This window comes from Hyphomonas sp., from assembly GCF_016125515.1.
In the GTDB taxonomy this organism is placed as follows: domain Bacteria; phylum Pseudomonadota; class Alphaproteobacteria; order Caulobacterales; family Hyphomonadaceae; genus Hyphomonas.
Genome location: NZ_WGLO01000009.1, coordinates 51,073 through 67,449 on the forward strand (window position 1 = coordinate 51,073; position 16,377 = coordinate 67,449).

General features: G+C 64.8%; 19 protein-coding genes. 17 read left to right on the forward strand and 2 right to left on the reverse strand.

The window, feature by feature from the left end; all coding sequences use genetic code 11:
- The first annotated feature begins 21 nt into the window (after positions 1–21).
- A complete protein-coding gene (locus GC148_RS08320) occupies positions 22–447 on the forward strand; it encodes an MAPEG family protein (protein WP_291070210.1) in 426 nt (141 codons plus the stop codon).
- A 290-nt stretch (positions 448–737) separates the two neighbouring features.
- On the opposite strand, the gene lepA is transcribed toward GC148_RS08320, so the two are convergent.
- The gene (gene lepA / locus GC148_RS08325) at positions 738–2,543 is read right to left on the reverse strand and encodes a translation elongation factor 4 (protein WP_291070211.1); all 1,806 of its coding nucleotides are present in this window, start codon (positions 2,541–2,543) and stop codon (positions 738–740) included.
- 117 nt (positions 2,544–2,660) lie between these two features.
- On the opposite strand from lepA, the gene GC148_RS08330 reads away from it, so the two are divergent.
- The 8 genes from GC148_RS08330 to ruvB all read left to right on the forward strand — a co-directional run bounded on the left by GC148_RS08330 (position 2,661) and on the right by ruvB (position 8,904).
- Entirely contained in the window at positions 2,661–3,218 is a 558-nt protein-coding gene (locus tag GC148_RS08330; protein WP_291070212.1) for a protease inhibitor I42 family protein, read from the forward strand.
- Between the two features lie 81 nt (positions 3,219–3,299).
- Entirely contained in the window at positions 3,300–4,325 is a 1,026-nt protein-coding gene (locus tag GC148_RS08335; protein WP_291070371.1) for an aromatic ring-hydroxylating dioxygenase subunit alpha, read from the forward strand.
- Between the two features lie 12 nt (positions 4,326–4,337).
- Positions 4,338–5,198 carry a hypothetical protein gene (locus GC148_RS08340; RefSeq protein WP_291070213.1) on the forward strand — a complete coding sequence of 287 codons (861 nt, stop codon included), beginning with the start codon at positions 4,338–4,340 and terminating at the stop codon, positions 5,196–5,198.
- A 181-nt stretch (positions 5,199–5,379) separates the two neighbouring features.
- Entirely contained in the window at positions 5,380–5,952 is a 573-nt protein-coding gene (locus tag GC148_RS08345) for a fasciclin domain-containing protein (RefSeq protein ID WP_291070214.1), read from the forward strand.
- 113 nt (positions 5,953–6,065) lie between these two features.
- Entirely contained in the window at positions 6,066–6,704 is a 639-nt protein-coding gene (locus tag GC148_RS08350; RefSeq protein WP_291070215.1) for a heme-binding protein, read from the forward strand.
- Positions 6,705–6,749: 45 nt separating this feature from the next.
- Complete coding sequence (gene ruvC, locus GC148_RS08355; protein ID WP_291070216.1) at positions 6,750–7,256, forward strand: crossover junction endodeoxyribonuclease RuvC; 507 nt, start codon at positions 6,750–6,752, stop codon at positions 7,254–7,256.
- The gene (gene ruvA, locus GC148_RS08360) at positions 7,253–7,876 is read left to right on the forward strand and encodes a Holliday junction branch migration protein RuvA (protein WP_291070217.1); all 624 of its coding nucleotides are present in this window, start codon (positions 7,253–7,255) and stop codon (positions 7,874–7,876) included. Before ruvC ends, ruvA begins: the two co-directional genes overlap by 4 nt.
- Positions 7,873–8,904, forward strand: coding sequence for a Holliday junction branch migration DNA helicase RuvB (ruvB, locus tag GC148_RS08365; RefSeq protein ID WP_291070218.1), 1,032 nt, complete (start codon positions 7,873–7,875; stop codon positions 8,902–8,904). The genes ruvA and ruvB overlap by 4 nt, the downstream gene beginning before the upstream one ends.
- Positions 8,905–8,960: 56 nt before the next feature.
- Here ruvB and GC148_RS08370 read toward each other — a convergent pair whose 3' ends face one another.
- Positions 8,961–9,308: a DUF983 domain-containing protein gene (locus tag GC148_RS08370; RefSeq protein ID WP_291070219.1), complete on the reverse strand. Its 348-nt coding sequence runs from the start codon at positions 9,306–9,308 to the stop codon at positions 8,961–8,963.
- Between the two features lie 82 nt (positions 9,309–9,390).
- Between GC148_RS08370 and GC148_RS08375 the strand changes: the two genes are divergently transcribed.
- The 8 genes from GC148_RS08375 (at position 9,391) to pal (ending at position 16,316) form a co-directional block, all read left to right on the forward strand.
- Positions 9,391–10,539, forward strand: a complete 1,149-nt coding sequence (locus GC148_RS08375; RefSeq protein WP_291070220.1) for a DUF3137 domain-containing protein — start codon at positions 9,391–9,393, stop codon at positions 10,537–10,539.
- Positions 10,536–10,988 (forward strand): YbgC/FadM family acyl-CoA thioesterase, encoded by a 453-nt coding sequence (locus tag GC148_RS08380; protein WP_291070221.1) that lies wholly within the window; start codon positions 10,536–10,538, stop codon positions 10,986–10,988. Before GC148_RS08375 ends, GC148_RS08380 begins: the two co-directional genes overlap by 4 nt.
- 216 nt (positions 10,989–11,204) lie before the next feature.
- Positions 11,205–11,759: a PadR family transcriptional regulator gene (locus GC148_RS08385; RefSeq protein WP_291070222.1), complete on the forward strand. Its 555-nt coding sequence runs from the start codon at positions 11,205–11,207 to the stop codon at positions 11,757–11,759.
- 308 nt (positions 11,760–12,067) lie between these two features.
- Positions 12,068–12,781 (forward strand): MotA/TolQ/ExbB proton channel family protein, encoded by a 714-nt coding sequence (locus GC148_RS08390; protein WP_291070223.1) that lies wholly within the window; start codon positions 12,068–12,070, stop codon positions 12,779–12,781.
- 6 nt (positions 12,782–12,787) lie between these two features.
- Entirely contained in the window at positions 12,788–13,225 is a 438-nt protein-coding gene (locus tag GC148_RS08395; protein ID WP_291070224.1) for an ExbD/TolR family protein, read from the forward strand.
- A gap of 24 nt (positions 13,226–13,249) precedes the next feature.
- Complete coding sequence (locus GC148_RS08400; RefSeq protein WP_291070225.1) at positions 13,250–14,161, forward strand: hypothetical protein; 912 nt, start codon at positions 13,250–13,252, stop codon at positions 14,159–14,161.
- Positions 14,162–14,195: 34 nt separating this feature from the next.
- On the forward strand, positions 14,196–15,563 hold the full coding sequence (gene tolB, locus GC148_RS08405; RefSeq protein WP_291070226.1) for a Tol-Pal system beta propeller repeat protein TolB: 1,368 nt from the start codon (positions 14,196–14,198) through the stop codon (positions 15,561–15,563).
- Positions 15,564–15,773: 210 nt separating this feature from the next.
- The gene (gene pal, locus GC148_RS08410) at positions 15,774–16,316 is read left to right on the forward strand and encodes a peptidoglycan-associated lipoprotein Pal (protein ID WP_291070227.1); all 543 of its coding nucleotides are present in this window, start codon (positions 15,774–15,776) and stop codon (positions 16,314–16,316) included.
- Positions 16,317–16,377: the final 61 nt, after the last annotated feature.

Here is a 16,377-nt window from a genome sequence, read left to right on the forward strand (position 1 = left end):
ATCCCTGCCGGAGCCCTGCCGATGCCAGCTGCCATCCTGCTTCCCGCCGCCATGCTCGTCGCCTGGTCCCTCATCGTCTGGGTCTGGATGCTCGCCACCCGGGTCCCGGCAATGCAGAAGGCGCGGATCCACCCGGAGAAGGCCAAGCATACCCGAAGCGCCGTCTACGACGTGTTGCCCTCCGAAGTCCGTCAGGTGGCGGACAATTACAACCACCTGATGGAACAGCCGACGATCTTCTACGCGCTCGTCATGGTGCTGGCGGTGAGCGGCGAAGCGACTGCCCTCGATGCCGGTCTCGCTTGGGCCTATGTCGGCCTGCGCATCGTCCACTCCCTGTGGCAGAACACGCGCAACGTGGTGATGATCCGGTTCTATCTGTTCATCGCGTCCACGCTCGTGCTGTTCCCGATGACGGGAAGGGCGTTTTGTATCCTACTCACTTGAGACAAATTCGCTGAGTTTGAAAAAGGCTGTCTCAGGGATTTGGTACAATGCTCAGGGTGCATGAGTCGCTCCCGCAAGATCCTTGAGTTCCGGCGCCGTCTCTCCGCGCAGAAGAAGCCTGCTGGTTCAGGTGACAAGCTGCTACGTCCGCCTTCCGGCGGCCGTACCGATGACATGTGGGGTCCTTGGTACTGGCCTCATGGGTTTCGCGCCTGGATGCTGATAACCGGACCCGGCCCGTCAATCGTCCTGGCAATTGCCTGGCTGTTCGGCTGGCGAACCGACGGGCTCTAATCCCCATCCATCCGCAGCGCCGCCACGAACGCTTCCTGCGGAATCTCGACCTGGCCGAACTGGCGCATGCGTTTCTTGCCGGCGGCTTGTTTGTCCAGCAGCTTGCGCTTGCGGGTCGCGTCGCCGCCGTAGCATTTCGCCGTCACGTCCTTGCGCATCGCGCTGATCGTCTCGCGCGCCACGACCCGTCCGCCGATGGCGGCCTGGATCGGGATCTTGAACATCTGCCGCGGGATAAGGTCCTTCAGGCGTTCGCACATCTGCCGGCCGCGGCTTTCGGCGCGGTCTCGGTGCACCAGCATGGCGAGCGCATCGACGGGCTCTTCGTTGACCAGGATCTGCAGCTTGACGAGGTTTTCCGCGCGGTGGCCGATCAGGTTGTAGTCAAAGCTCGCATAGCCGCGCGAAATCGATTTCAGCCGGTCATAGAAGTCGAACACGACTTCGTTGAGCGGTAGTTCGTATTTCACGCAGGCTCGTCCGCCTACGTATGAAAGTTCCTTCTGGATGCCGCGCCGATCCTGGCAGAGTTTCAGGATCGAGCCGAGATATTCGTCCGGCGTGTAGATTGTCGCCGAAATCCAGGGCTCGCGGATTTCGCGGATACGCACCACGTCCGGCATATCGGCCGGATTGTGCAGCTCGATCTCGCTGCCGTCCGTCATCGTCATCTGGTAGACCACGCTCGGCGCGGTCGCGATCAGGTCGAGGTCGAACTCGCGGCTGAGACGTTCCTGGATGATCTCGAGGTGCAGGAGACCCAGGAAGCCGCAGCGGAAACCCATGCCGAGCGCGGCGGAGGTTTCCATCTCCCAGGTGAAGCTCGCATCGTTCAGGCGCAGCTTGCTCATCGCCGCGCGCAGGTCGTCGAAGTCGCCCGCATCCATCGGGAACAGGCCGCAGAACACGACCGGCTGCACCTCCTTGTAGCCGGGCAGGGCCTTGTCGGCCGGGCGCTTGTCCTCGGTGATCGTGTCGCCGATCGCCGTGTCGCCGACTTCCTTGATCGAGGCGACGAAATAGCCGACCTCGCCGGGCCCTAGCGCGTCGGTCTCGGTGAGCTTCGGATTGAACGTGCCGATCTTGTCGATCTCGTAGACGCCGCCAGTGCGCATCATCCGGATCGTTTGCTTCTTCTTCAGCACGCCGTCATGCACGCGCACGATGACCACGACGCCGAGATAGGGATCGTAGTAGGCGTCCACGAGCGCCGCCTTGAGGGGCGCATCGGCGTCGCCGCTGCGCGGCGGGGGCAGCTGCGTGACGATGGCTTCCAGCACGTCCGGAATGCCAAGGCCGGTCTTGGCCGAAATCTCGACAGCGTTGGCCGTGTCGAGGCCGATGATCTCCTCGATCTGCTCTTTCACGCGCGCCACATCGGCGGCCGGCAGGTCCACCTTGTTCAGCACCGGCACGATCTCGTGGTTCTGGTCGATCGCCTGATAGACGTTGGCGAGCGTCTGGGCTTCCACGCCCTGCGAGGCGTCGACGACCAGCAGCGAACCTTCGCACGCCGCCAGGCACCGGCTCACCTCATAGGCGAAGTCCACGTGCCCGGGCGTGTCCATCAGGTTCAGCGTATAGGTCTCGCCGTCCTTCGCCGTGTAGCTCAGGCGCACGGTCTGGGCCTTGATCGTGATGCCGCGCTCCTTCTCGATATCCATCGAGTCGAGCACCTGTTCGCTCATTTCACGGTCGGAAAGGCCCCCGCAGGCCTGAATAAGGCGGTCGGCGAGGGTCGATTTGCCATGGTCGATATGGGCAATGATCGAGAAATTGCGGATTTTGTCGCGTGGGGTCATGGGCGGCATATAGCGGGGCCTGCGCCGCGCGGGAAGTAGGCCCGGACGGGTCGCCACACTGGCGCCTTCCTGCGCCGGCGCGTATGAGAGAAGCCATACACGCGAGGAGTGACACCGATGAGACTGGGGATTGCGGCGATGAGCCTGTTGGCACTGGGCGCCTGCGGCTACTTCAGCAAGGCTGCCGATACGGCCGAAATGGTCGATGTCGCGCCGGGACCCGCCGGCGAAGAGGTTGTCTCCGAACCGTCAGACTGGGAGGAGCCTGTGATGCCCACGCCCGAAGAGGCCGCCCGCGCCGCCGAAGAGGCCCAGAACAAGGCCGAGGCCGGCGTGGTCTATGTCGGCGCCGACAAGAAGGGCACCACCGTCACCTTGAAGATGGGCGAAACCCTCCGCATCGAGCTCGAATCGATCCCCACGGCCGGCTATGTCTGGAACCTGGTCGAAACGCCGGACTTCATGCAGCCTGCCGGCGAATCCACCCGTCCGACCGATCCGGCCTACCAGAATCTCCCCGGCTATACCGGCGGCAATCATTACCTGAGCTTCGATTTCACCCCCAAGGCCGCCGGCACCGGCACCTTCAAGCTGACCGAGGGCCGCCCCTGGGAAACCGATGAAGAGCCGATGGACCGGTTCGAGGTGACGGTCACCGTCACGCCGGAAGGGTAGGGCGCCCCCTTGCCGGACAGCCAGCCGATCCCCGCAACGACCGGAATCACGGAAGAGGGCTACCTCACCGATTGCTGGTAGCTGGCCGCGCCTTCGGCGCACCTCAAGCCCGGCAAGCAGCAGCGCCTGATGATCCTCGGCGAACCGGTTGTGGTCGGCCGCACGCCGGGCGGTGACGCCTTCGCCCTGCGCGACATCTGCCCCCACCGCCTCGTGCCGCTCTCGGCGGGCCGGCAGCTTGAAACGAACGGCGAGTGGACGCTGCAATGCCCGTATCACGGCTGGCGCTTCGGCACCGACGGCGGCTGCCGGCTGATGCCCAGCCTGACCGACGACAGCCCCTACGACCCGACCAAGGTCAAGGTGCGCCGCTACCCCGTCCATGAGGCAAACGGCGCGGTCTACCTTTATGTCGCGCACGATCCGCGCTCGGCCGCGCCGCCGGCCGTACCGCCGCCGGATTTTGGTCCGCTCCCGGACAAACCCGGCTTCGTCATCGAAGACGAATTCAACGCCCATATGGACGACGCCGTCGTCGGCCTGATGGATCCCGCCCACGTGCCCTTCGTGCATAACCAATGGTGGTGGCGCCCGCCGTCTGCCGGTCTGAAACTCAAGGAAAAGCCCTTCATCCCCACCGAGCGCGGCTGGGCCATCGACCGTCATGCGCCCTCGTCGAATTCGAAACTCTACCGCTGGGTCTTCGGCGGCAGCGTGCAGACCGAGATCCGCTTCCAGCTGCCGGGCTATCGCTGGGAAATCATCTCCAACGATACCGCGCGCCTCCTCACGCTCACCTGCCTGACGCCAGAGGCGCCAAAGAAGACCCGCATCACCCAGTTCACCTGGTGGACGGGCGCGCCGCTGCTGCAGCTCGCGGTGCCGCTCGCCAAACGCATGGGCGCCAAATTCCTCTCGCAGGATGGCACGATGGTCGACCTGCAGAACCAGGGCATGGCGCACCAGAAGGCGATGCTCTGGATCGACGATATCGACGTGCAGGCCAAATGGTACCAGCAGCTCAAACGCGAATGGACCGCCGCCCGCACCGAAGGCCGAGACTTCGCGAACCCCATCCAGCCCCGCGTGCTGAAGTGGATGAGCTGAGGCGCGCTGCGGATGATCGGTCTGCCTGCGGACTATTACCCGATCGAGCTCGCCATCGAACTCTTCAGCGCCACTGAACTCCCCCGCCTGCTCGATCTGATCGGCGAAAAAGACGTGCGCTTCGAAAAGTTGGCAGAGGTTCCGGGCGGCCTGCTATCCTTGCGCAGCGAAACCGAGCTGACTTCCGTGCTCGCCACTCTCAAGGCGGCGTTTGGCGACCGCCTGATGGCCGGTTATCCCTCGATTGCCTACAGGGAGCGGATCACCCGCGCCGTCGAGATCAAGCACGTTCAGCAGCACCCCGCCGGGCCCGCGCAGCCTTTCACACACATCCGGATTCGGTTTTATCCGCTGGAGCCCGGGTCCGGTTTCGTCTTCGAAAGCGCTCTGCCGGCAGGTGTCGTCCCGGCTGAACTTCTGGCCGGCGCTGAACTTGGCCTGAGCCTCGCGAAGGATCGCGGCCTTCTTGCTGGTTATCCAGTCACGGACTTTCGCGCCAGCCTCGCCGGGTTCGATTTCTGCGGCGCTGATCCGAGTCCTGTCGCGCTGCAAACAGCAGCGCGCGGCGCATTCCAGCAGCTCAAGATGGCCGCTAATCCGCGACTGACCGAGCCGTCCGTCGATCTGACAATCCGTCTAAACGGCGCGCCCGCAGAGGAGGTGAGAAAGGCGATGGACGGCCGTAGCGAAGCCGAGATCGCCGGTACAGACTTCCCGCAGACGATTGCGCTGCGCTTCCACGCTCGGCTCGCCCACACCTTCGGGTTTGAAGCCGAACTTGGGCGCCGCGCGCCCCGCGCACAACTGACATCCATCCGCTTTGCCGGAATGATCGACGTACCGTCCGCCGAACACGATTGCGACGACGACTGACGTCAGACGCCGCCCCGCGTGCTGAAGTGGTTGAGCTGAGATTTCTGCACACGTGCATTTGGCTGCCCCAAAATAGCCTACATGAAATGTAATTCATAAATCTGGCCGGGTGGGACATTCGTTCCAGCTTTTGCAGGGCGCGACGCGAAGCGCGCCCCCCAGTCACAGAAGGAAATCTCCCATGAAATCACTCCTGCTTGCTGCAGCCGCAGTCAGCGCCCTTGCGCTCGCTGCCTGTTCGCCCACTGAAACCGCGCCAGTCACGCCGCCTGCGGTCGAAGAGCCCGTGGCCGAGCCTGTCGTCGAAACGCCCGTTCCGGCGCCCACCACGATCGTCGATATCGCCGTCGCCAATCTCGACCTGACAACCCTTGTCACCGCCATTCAGGCTGCGGGCCTTGCCGAAACGCTGTCCGGAGAAGGTCCGTTCACGGTCTTTGCGCCGTCCAACGAAGCCTTCGCCGCGCTGCCGGCCGGCGAGCTCGATGCGCTGCTCCTGCCGGAAAACAAGGACAAGCTGGTTCGTATCCTGTCTTACCATGTCGTCCCCGGCATGGTGATGGCCGCCGATATTCCAGCTGAAGCTGATGCCGGCGCTACGGCCTCGGTCAACAACCTCGACCTTTCGGTCCGTACGACCGCTGATGGCAAGGCCATGGTCAACCAGGCCACGGTTACGCAGGCCGACATCCCGGCTTCCAACGGTGTAGTCCACGTGATCGACACGGTGCTCCTCCCGCGCCTGGAAGAATAGGTCTTCCGTTGATGGAAATTCGGCCGCGCCCGTTTGTCGGGCGCGGCTTTTTCATGCGCCGATGATCCTGATCTGCGCCGCGTGCGTATAGCCGGCAGATAAGGACCGTTGCCATGAAGCGCATGTACGCCATTGCCGCCGCCGTGTTGATCGCGTTCGGCGCTGCCGCCGAGAAAGGACCCGATATGCCCGCCTATGACATCCTGGCTGAAGACGGACGGGCCGAAATCCGGCTCTATGCGCCTCAGATCGTGGCCGAAGTGACCGTCAAGGCCGGGTCCCTCTCTGGAGCCGCCAGCGAGGGCTTCCGCCCGCTCGCAAACTACATCTTCGGCGCCAACACGCCGCGCCAGAAGATCGAGATGACCAGCCCGGTCACGGTCGCGCCCAAAGGCCAGAAAATTGCAATGACTGCGCCCGTCACGGCCGCGCCCGCTGACGCGGGCGGTGACTATGTCGTTCACTTCCTGATGCCGCCCGAGTGGACGCTGGATACGCTGCCTGCGCCGTCGAATCCCGCGATTGTCCTCAAGGAAATGCCGGCCCGCACGGTCGCGGCCCTGCGCTATAACGGCCCCGACACGGCCAGCCGGCGACAGAAGGTCGAGGCTGACCTGCGCGAATTCGTTGCGCAACAGGGCTTCCGCGGTGCCGGCGCTGCAGAGTGGGCCGGTTATGACAGCCCGATGGTGCCCTTCTTCCTGCGCCGCTACGAGATCATCATCCCGCTCCCCACCGCGAACAAAGAGTGAAACTTCAAGCTGTCTTTAACCCTTCCCCCTGCTAGGGTGGCGGGCATGACAGCTTCGATTCGCATCCTCGGCATCGACCCCGGCCTGCGCCATACTGGCTGGGGCGTCATCGAACAATCCGGCATGCGCCTCACTCATGTCGCCCACGGCGTCATCCAGGCCGAAACGGACCTCTCGATGGCCGAGCGCCTCGGCCAGATCTTCGAAGCCGTCGGCGAACTTGCCCGCCATCACGCGCCGGATGCGGCCGGCGTGGAGGAGACCATCGTCAACGCCAACCCGCGCTCCGCCCTGAAGCTCGGCCAGGCGCGCGGCGCGGCCATGGCCGCCCTCGCCATGGCCGGCATCCCCGTCTCGGAATTCGCCCCCCGCCAGATCAAGCTCGCCATCGTCGGCACCGGTACCGCCGACAAGGATCAGGTGAAGTTCATGGTCCAGCGGCTGCTGCCCCGGGCAGGGGAGATGAAGCTCGACGCCGCCGACGCGCTCGCCTGCGCCATCTGCACCGCCCACCATCTGCCCGCCGCCTTCCGCAAGAAAGGCGCCGCATGATCATCGGCCGTCTCACCGGAGAGGTTGCCGCCCTCGGGCTTGACCATGTCCTCATCGATGTGAACGGCGTCGGCTATGTCGCCCTCGCCGGCACCCGGCTGCTCGCCCGCCTGCACGGCGGCGACAAGGTCACGGTGCATGTCGAAACGCGCGTCACCGAAAGCTCGATCACCCTCTTTGCTTTCGCCACCGATGAAGAACGCGCCTGGTTCGTGCGCCTGCAGGATGTGCCAGGCGTCGCCGGCAAGTCCGCCCTCGCCATCCTCGACGGTCTCGCCCCGGCCGAAATCATGGACGCCATCGCCCTCGGCGATGCCGGCGCTTTCACCCGCGCCAAAGGCATCGGCAAGAAACTCGGTGAACGCATCGTCACCGAACTCGCCGGCAAGGCCCCGCCGATGGGACGTTTCGGCAAGTTCGAAACCGCTGCCATCGCTGGCCTCGCCTCCCAGCCCGTCGCCGCCTCCACCGGCCCGCGCGCCGAAGCTATCAGTGCCCTGACAAATCTCGGCTACACCCCGTCCGAAGCCTCCCGCGCCGTCGCCGTCGCTGCCAAGGACGGGGCCGCCGATGACGTCTCCGCCCTCGTCAAGGGCGCGCTGAAGGAACTTGCGCGATGAACCGTAAGGATTCCCTCGCCGATTCCAACGCCCAGGCGCCCGACGCGCTGGACCGCGCGCTGCGGCCCCAGACGTTCGAGGACTATGTCGGCCAGCGCAAGGCGAAGGCGAACCTGAAAGTCTATGTCGATGCCGCCCGCGGCCGCGCCGAAGCGCTTGACCACGTCCTCCTCTTCGGCCCGCCCGGCCTCGGCAAGACGACCCTCGCGCAGATCCTCGCCCGCGAGATGGGCGTCGGCTTCCGCGCCACCTCCGGTCCCGTCATCGCCAAGCCCGGCGACCTTGCCGCCATCCTTACCAATCTTGAGCCGAACGATGTTCTCTTCATCGATGAGATCCACCGTCTCCCCGCCATCGTCGAGGAAATCCTCTATCCCGCGATGGAAGACTACGCCCTCGACATCGTGATCGGGGAGGGGCCTGCCGCGCGCTCCGTGCGGCTCGATCTGTCGCCCTTTACCCTCGTTGGCGCCACCACCCGCGCGGGCCTCCTGGCGACGCCCCTGCGCGACCGGTTTGGCATTCCGCTGCGTCTCGATTTCTACGAGCCCGAAGAGCTCGCCCGCATCGTCATGGCGGCGGCCCGCAAGCTCGGTGCTCCGATCACGGAGGAAGGCGCCATCGAGATCGCCGCGCGCGCGCGCGGTACGCCCCGCATTGCGCTGCGCCTCCTGCGCCGCGTGCGCGACTTTGCCGACGCCGAAGGCCAACCCATCGACAAGCCGGCCGCCGACCGCGCGCTCAAACGCCTCGAGATCGACACGGACGGTCTCGACGCGCTCGACCGGCGCTATCTCCACGCCCTCGTCAACACCTATGCCGGCGGCCCGGTCGGTGCCGACACGCTCGCCGCCGCGCTCAGCGAGGCGCGCGATGCCGTCGAAGATGTGATCGAGCCGTACCTGATGCAGAAAGGCTATGTCGCCCGCACCCCGCGCGGTCGCGTCGCCGCCCCACTCGCCTACGAACGCCTCAGCCTGCCTCCCCCCAACGGCCAGCAAAGCACTCTGTTCACGGACGAAGACTGACATGTCCCCTCTCCGGAACGGGGAGGGTCATGGTGGGGCTCTTCAGCTCCCTGCGCCTATTCCTGGTTCCGCATGTTCCACAGCGCGCCGATCAGCCCGCCCTTGATGCGCGGCAGCAGGAACAGCACCGCGCCGATCGCAAACACGCCCAGCACCGGCAGCGTGATCCAGCGGGGCCAGTCCTCATGCCGCGCGGCAATGAAGGTCAGCGTCGCCAGCAGCGGCCCCAGCATCAGGACCGTCAGCCAGGACGGCCCGTCATCCGCCGCGATCTGCCCCGTTGGCGCGCCGCACTGCGTGCAGGCCGGGGCCTGTTTGAGATAGGCCGTGAACATCCGCCCCTCGCCGCAGGCCGGGCAGCGCCCCCTCAGGCCGCGCGAGATACACCGGAGGGCAGGGGACATGGCCATAGCGCACCTTAGCGCCTCCCTCGCCCGGCTGGACCGTGGGATGACGCCGCATCCTGCGTCTGCTAACTCCGATTCCATGAGTTGGGACTGGGACCAGATCGAGCAGCAGCCGGGCTTTGCGGGCGGGCGCAGCGTGGCGGAGCGCGAAATCCGCCCCATCCTCGAGAAAGCGCCCTCCGACCCGCTGGATCCCGGCCGCGAGAAGCGGGTGCTCATGCGCTATTTCTTCGGGGGCTTCGCGTCTTTCATCGTGATGTTCATGATCTCCGAAACGCTGCTTCCGGATGGCGGCTGGGGCGAACTGGCCAAATTCATGCTGTTCCCGGTGCTGTTCTTCCTGAATATCGGGCTCGCCCTGTTCCTGCTTCGCGGACGCCTGCTCCGGCTGTTTGTTGAGGCGCAGGCTCGCCTTGCCGCGAAGGCTGAAGCGCTCACGCGGATCATCACTCCCCTCGGGCTCACCTATGTCCCCGCACCCGGCGGCGCGCCCAAGGGCCTCGAATGGCTGGCGAAGCAGAGCTGGGCGCCGCCCGAGTTCCGCAAGGCCGCCGAAGCGCTCGAACAGATCGGCGGCATGGACAAGGCCGTCGAGACGGTGCGCGATTGCGGCCTGTTCACGGAGGCGAACGTCTATGTCGTCGGCTCGCCGGAGCAGAAGACGAAATATGCCGAGTATGCCGCCGCCAACCGCCGGATCGAGGACGGCTTCGAAGGCCGACATGCCGGCCTTGCGATGTCGATGTTCGAATGGATCGAGTCGGTCGAGGACGCGCCCGATGTGTCGCATCTCGTTATCGTTCTCGAAGCGCCGTTCCAGCTCCACGGCGTCACCCAGCTGCGCGCCCGCAAGACCAGCTGGCCGCAGGATCCCAAGGGCCGCGCTTTGCAGGAGGTCGATCTCGGCCCGAAAGCCTTTGACGCGCTCTACCGCCTGCGCGCCTCGGACCAGGTCGAGGCCCGCGCCATCTTCAACCCCGCCGTGATCGAGCGCGTCATCGCCCTTGCGCATGGCGGCAAGTTCCGCGCGGTCGCGCAGGGCAACGATCTCGTGTTCGACTTTGCCGGCGGCCCCAACCGCTTCCAGCTGATCGATCTTCTCACCGGCGTATGGACCGACGAGACCATCCTCCAGACCCATGTCGATCTGGCCGAAACGCTCGCCCTCGTCGAAACGCTCGGCCATGCCTTCATGCTCGCGCGGAAGTCTGATACGGGCGGGCCATGAGCCTGCCGCCCCTTGATGCCCAGAACTTTGATGCCGAGCGCCAGCACTGGCTGCCGGTACGCGTCTATTACGAAGACACCGATTTCACCGGGATGGTCTACCACGCCAACTACCTGCGCTTCTTCGAACGCGGCCGGTCAGACCACCTGCGCGATGCCGGCGTCTCCCACCAGTCGCTGCTGGCCCGCGAAGACCCCGCCGCCTTCACGCTGACCAACGTCAACGTCACCTACCGCAAGCCCGGCAAGGTCGACGACCTCCTGCACATCCGAACCCGCTATCTCGGTATGGACGGCCCCCGCATCCGCTTTTCGCAGGCCTGCCTGCGCGGCGACGAGCTGATTGCCGAGGCCGAAATCACCGCCGTGATGATCCACGCCGACGGCCGCCTGCGCCGCCCGATCAAGGAAATCAGCGAACACCTCGAAGCCTATCGCTGGCGCGGATAGCCCCAAGGTACAGCAGATCCAGAACGGAACGCGGCGTACCCGGTTATCGGGTGCGCCGTTTTTCTGTGCCGGCCTCTTGAATTTAGATATATCGGAAAATATCTAGAGTTTCGATATATCTAAATTCGATATATCAAAAATGGAGTATCGATGAACAGCTCAACCCCCGAAAATGATGAGGCCGGCTGCCATCGGCGCCGCCACGCAGGAGGCTTCATGCACGACCATTCCCACCACCACCGCCGCGAACGCTGGCACATGAAAATGCACCGTATGGGCGCCCACCGCCGCGGCATGGGCCGGGGCAGGGGTCCGCGCCCGCTCGGGCACGGCGACCTGCGCCTCCTGATCCTCAGCCTGATCGCGGAAAGCCCGCGCCACGGGTATGACCTGATCCAGGAAATCGAGGCCCGCACCGGCGGCACCTACAAGCCGAGCCCCGGGGTCATCTATCCCGCGCTCGAGATCATCCAGGATCTAGGCTGGGCCATCGTGCGCACCGATGACGGCAAGAAAACCTTCCACATCACGCAAGAGGGCCAGGCCGAACTCGTCCGTGAAGCGGCCGCTATCGCCGCGATCCAGGCCCGCCTGGCCGGTCTGCTGAGCGGCGAGGACGAAGCCGATCCGGCCGATGTGCGCACCGCCATGCACCGGTTACGCCATGCGGTGATAACCGCCGCGCGCGATCCCGCGGCCAGCGAAGCGCGCCTCACCCGCATCGCGGAAATCCTGGCGGCCGCCCGCGATGAAATCGCCGCTCTCGACTGATCCGAAACCCGCCTCCCGAAGGCAAACGTGCGGGGTCCCTGAAGGGGCCCCGTTTTCGTATCTGCCGTACGTTTCCGCCCGCTGGCGGGGGCCGTCACGGTTAACAGTCGGCCACGAAAGCTTAACCCTTGGCTTTTAAGGTCGAGGTGACTGCGTAAAGGGCGCAACGCGCCGTGTTTCTGCCGGATTTGGACTCGAAAGAGGGTCGCAGACATGCGGCCACTTGCGCAGTGCGCAGGACCGAATCCTGATACCGCCACGCCCGCGGGCACACCCTGCCCGGATGAAGTTTGGGAGACACCTCGTTCATGGAAACCGAATCCATCGGCAATGTTACCGGCAGCAGCGAGTTTTCGCTGTTCACCTTGCTGGGCGAAGCCGACATTGTCGTGAAGCTGGTCCTTTGCATCCTGCTGCTCGCCTCGATCTGGTCCTGGGTTGTGATCGGCGAGAAGCTGTTTTCGCTGGGCGCCCTGAAAAAGGCCTCGCGCGCCTTCGAGGAAGCCTTCTGGAGCGGCCGCGCCGGCGAGTTCGACCTGCGCCCCGGGCAGGGGGGCAAGGATCCCGCCAGCCGCGTTTTCGTTTCCTGCGCCCGGGAATGGCAGGATGCAGGCCGCGCGCTGCCGACGCCCGCCGAAGCCTCCGCCATCGTCATGCGCGCCGAACGTTCCATGCGCGCCGCGGTTGACCGCGAGCTCAGCCTTGCCGGCAACGGCCTCTCGGTGCTCGCCACCATCGGTTCGGCCTCGCCCTTCATCGGCCTGTTTGGCACGGTCTGGGGCATCATGAACGCCTTCCTCAACATCGCCGAAGCCCAGGACACCAGCCTCGGCACCGTCGCCGGCCCGATCGCCGAAGCCCTCTTCGCCACCGGCCTTGGCCTGGTCGCGGCCATCCCGGCGGTCATCTTCTACAACAAGTTCACCTCCGACCTGACCAAGCTTGGCGACCAGCTCGACACCTTCTCCCAGGATGTCCTCGTGCGCCTCTCGCGCCGGGCCTCCGACGCAACGCGGGACTAGGGCGCCATGGGTCTCATCCTCGGTTCTGGCGGAAAAGGCGGGCGGCGCGGCCGGCGCGCGCTCAATGCCGAGATCAATGTCACGCCCTTCGTGGACGTCATGCTCGTGCTGCTCATCGTGTTCATGGTCACCGCGCCGCTCCTGATCCGCGGCGAGGAGGTGAACCTGCCGAAGACCACCTCCGCCCCGCTGAAATCCGAAGCCAACGACGCTCCGCTCACGCTCTGGGTGCGCGCCGATGGCACGGTCCTCGTCCAGCAGACGGAGGTCGATACGGCCAATCTCGCCACACAGCTCTCCGCCATCATCGGCGAAGGCTATGACAAGCAGATCTATCTCTATGCGGATCAGGACGTGCCCTATGGCCGGGTGATGGAAGTCACCGCCGAAATCCGCCGCGCCGGCTACACGCGCATGTCCTTCATCACCGAACAGAAGAAATAGTCCCGAAGGGAACCCCACCGCCTGATGTTTCGCGGCGTCGCCATCTCGACACTCGTCCATGCCAGCGTACTGGCCATGGCGATGATGTCGTGGCCGCAGTCGCAATCGGACTGCGACAAGGCCATCGAGCGCCTGCGCCGCGAGAATCCCGGCATCCGTTCCATCGAGATCGTGATCGCCCTGCCGCAATGCGCCGCCACCGCTGACCTGCCAATCGACTTCGAGGATGTCGGCCTCGTCTCCAATGTCACCGAGCTGCGCAAGGCGCCCGACCCCGTGGACGAGGCCCTTCCGCCCGAGCCGGAAGTCGAGGAAACCCAACCCGAAACCCCGCCGCCCGAAGCCGCCGCCGAGCCGGAAGACGCCGTGCCCGTTCCCGATCCGACGGCCAAGCCCGAGCCCGAGAAAAAGCCGGAACCGAAGAAGGAACCGGAAAGGAAACCGGAGCCCCTGGTCAAGAAAGACCCGCCCAAGAAAGAGCCGAAGAAGGACGACCTCGCCTTCCTCGATGATTTCGACAAGGCGCTGCAGGACAAACGTCAGACCACGCCGCGCAAGACGGCCACCGACACGCCGGACCGTCCCGCCCTCGGCAATGCCGACCGCGACCGGGAAGGGGTAGGCGACAAGACCGGCAACACGGCCTCGCTGCAGGCCTCGCTCCGCCGTCAGATCGGATATTGCTGGCGCGGCATCGAAGACCTTCCGAAGGAAGACCAGATCGATGTGACCATCAGCATGAAACTGGAGCGCGATGGTTCGCTCTCGGAGAATGCCAAACCGGTCAGCCCCCGCTCACGCCCCGTCGGCCGCTCGGGCCTCGCCTATGACCTCGCCTTCCGCGCGGTCAGCAAATGCGCGCCTTACAATCTCCCCGAAGATTCGTATGAGCAATGGAAAGAAATCGAAGTGACGATTGGCCCGAAACAGGGCTGAGCGCAGTTCGGAACAGGAAAAGGAGTCTGAAGGAATGAACCACCGGGCCATGAACTATCTCCGGCACTTCCTCGCCGTCTTGCTGATTGCGGTCGGCCTTGCCGCGCCGGCCTCGGCGCAGCTGCGCGTGCGCGTCGACGAGGGCAACTTCAAACCGACCCCCATCGCCATTCCGGACTTCCAGGTCACCGGCACCAATTCCGAACTCGCCCGGCAGATCGTCGAAGTCGTCCGCTCCGATCTCGCCTCCACCGGCCTGTTCGACCTGCAGAACCCGGCCTCCTTCATCCAGAAGGACCAGACCATCAATGCCGAGCCGCGCTTCGCGGACTGGAAGATCATCCGCACCGAAGGCCTCGTCGTCGGCGCCTTCGAAGACCTGCCGGACGGCAAGGTCGCCGTCTCCTTCCGCCTCTGGGACATCTATGGCGGCGAGCTGATGCGTATCAACGGCGAGCCGGGCCGCCGTCTCACCACCACGCCGGAGAACTGGCGCCGCATCGCCCACAAGATCGCGGACTCGATCTACACCCGCCTGACCGGTGAAGATCCGTATTTCGACACACGCATCGTCTACATCGCCGAAACCGGCCCCAAGACCGACCGCGTCAAACGCCTCGCGATCATGGACAGCGACGGCGCCAACCAGCAATATCTGACCTCCGGCCGCTCGACCGTGTTGACTCCGCGTTTCAGCCCTTCGGCGCAGGAAATCACCTACATGTCGTTCGAAGGTGGCAAGCCGCGCGTCTATCTCTTCAACATCGAGACCGGCCGCCAGGAACTGCTCGGCAATTTCCCCGGCATGACCTTCGCCCCGCGCTTCTCGCGTGATGGCCAGTCAGTCCTGCTCAGCCAGGCCCAGCGCGGAAATACCGACATTTACATCATGAACCTGCGCACGCGGGAATCGAGCCGCCTGACCGACCATCCGGCGATCGACACCTCGCCCTCGATGTCGCCGGACGGCAAGTCGGTCGTGTTCAACTCCGACCGGGGCGGCTCGCCCCAGCTCTACATCATGAACACGGACGGTTCGCAGCGCGCCTGCCCGTCGGGTGGCCGCGATGTCGCCTGCCGGATCACCTTCGGAAAGGGGCGTTATTCCACGCCTGTCTGGTCCCCCCGCGGCGACCTGATCGCCTTCACCAAGCAGGAAGGCGGCAAGTTCTATATCGGCGTCATCGGCACGGACGGCAAAGGCGAGCGCCTTCTGACCGAGGCCTACCTCGATGAAGGTCCGGACTGGTCCCCCAACGGGCGTGTGATTGTTTACTTCCGCGAAGGGCGTCCCGGCGCTCCGCCGCAGCTCTATTCGGTTGACCTTTCAGGCCGCAACGAACGCCGCCTTGTTACCCAGACAGACGCGTCCGACCCGGCCTGGTCGCCGCTGTTGCAGTAACTGCACATTACTCCGAATTTAGCAGGCTGCCTGCCGGCAGTCTGCTAACCCGTTGACCGACACTATAATTCTGCCGAATTTCGTGCGACATTCCATTGTCGTCCCAATTCAGCCAGATTATGGAATTAATTGTTGGGTCGTTGAGGGGACAGAAAGTTCTTTCTCCTAACTAGCCAGCGCGTCGACCAAATCCTTAGGAGCCCCGACAACATGCAAACAATCCTCAAAGTTACTGCTGCCGCCGTGCTTCTTGCCACGGGCGCCTGCGCCTCGAAGCCGAAACCGGTCGAAGACACGACTCCGGTCGAAGAAGTGGTCACCCCTCCGGCTGAAGAAGTTGTCGTGATCAAGGAAGACCCGGTCGTCGAATCCTCGATCGCCGCGGGCTCGCTGGAAGATTTCCGCGTCAACGTTGGCGAGCGCGTCTATTTCGACCTCGACCAGTACCGGCTCGACTCTGACGACCAGGCGATCCTGCAGCGTCAGGCTGCCTGGCTGGCATCCTACCCGAACGTCCGCGTTCTCATCGCCGGCAACTGCGACGAGCGCGGCACGCGCGAATACAACCTCGCCCTCGGTGAGCGCCGCGCCAACGCCGTGAAGGAATACCTGGTCAGCCTCGGCGTCAGCGCTTCGCGCATCGACACCGTGTCCTATGGCAAGGAACGTCCGGTGGTTGCCGGTTCCGACGACCAGTCCTGGGCCCTGAACCGCAACGGCTGGACCCAGATCGTTTCGGGCGCCACCAGCTAAGTCTGACTGCTCAAGCAGTACAATCGGGCAGCCGGGCGCCATAATTTGGCCCCGGCTGTTC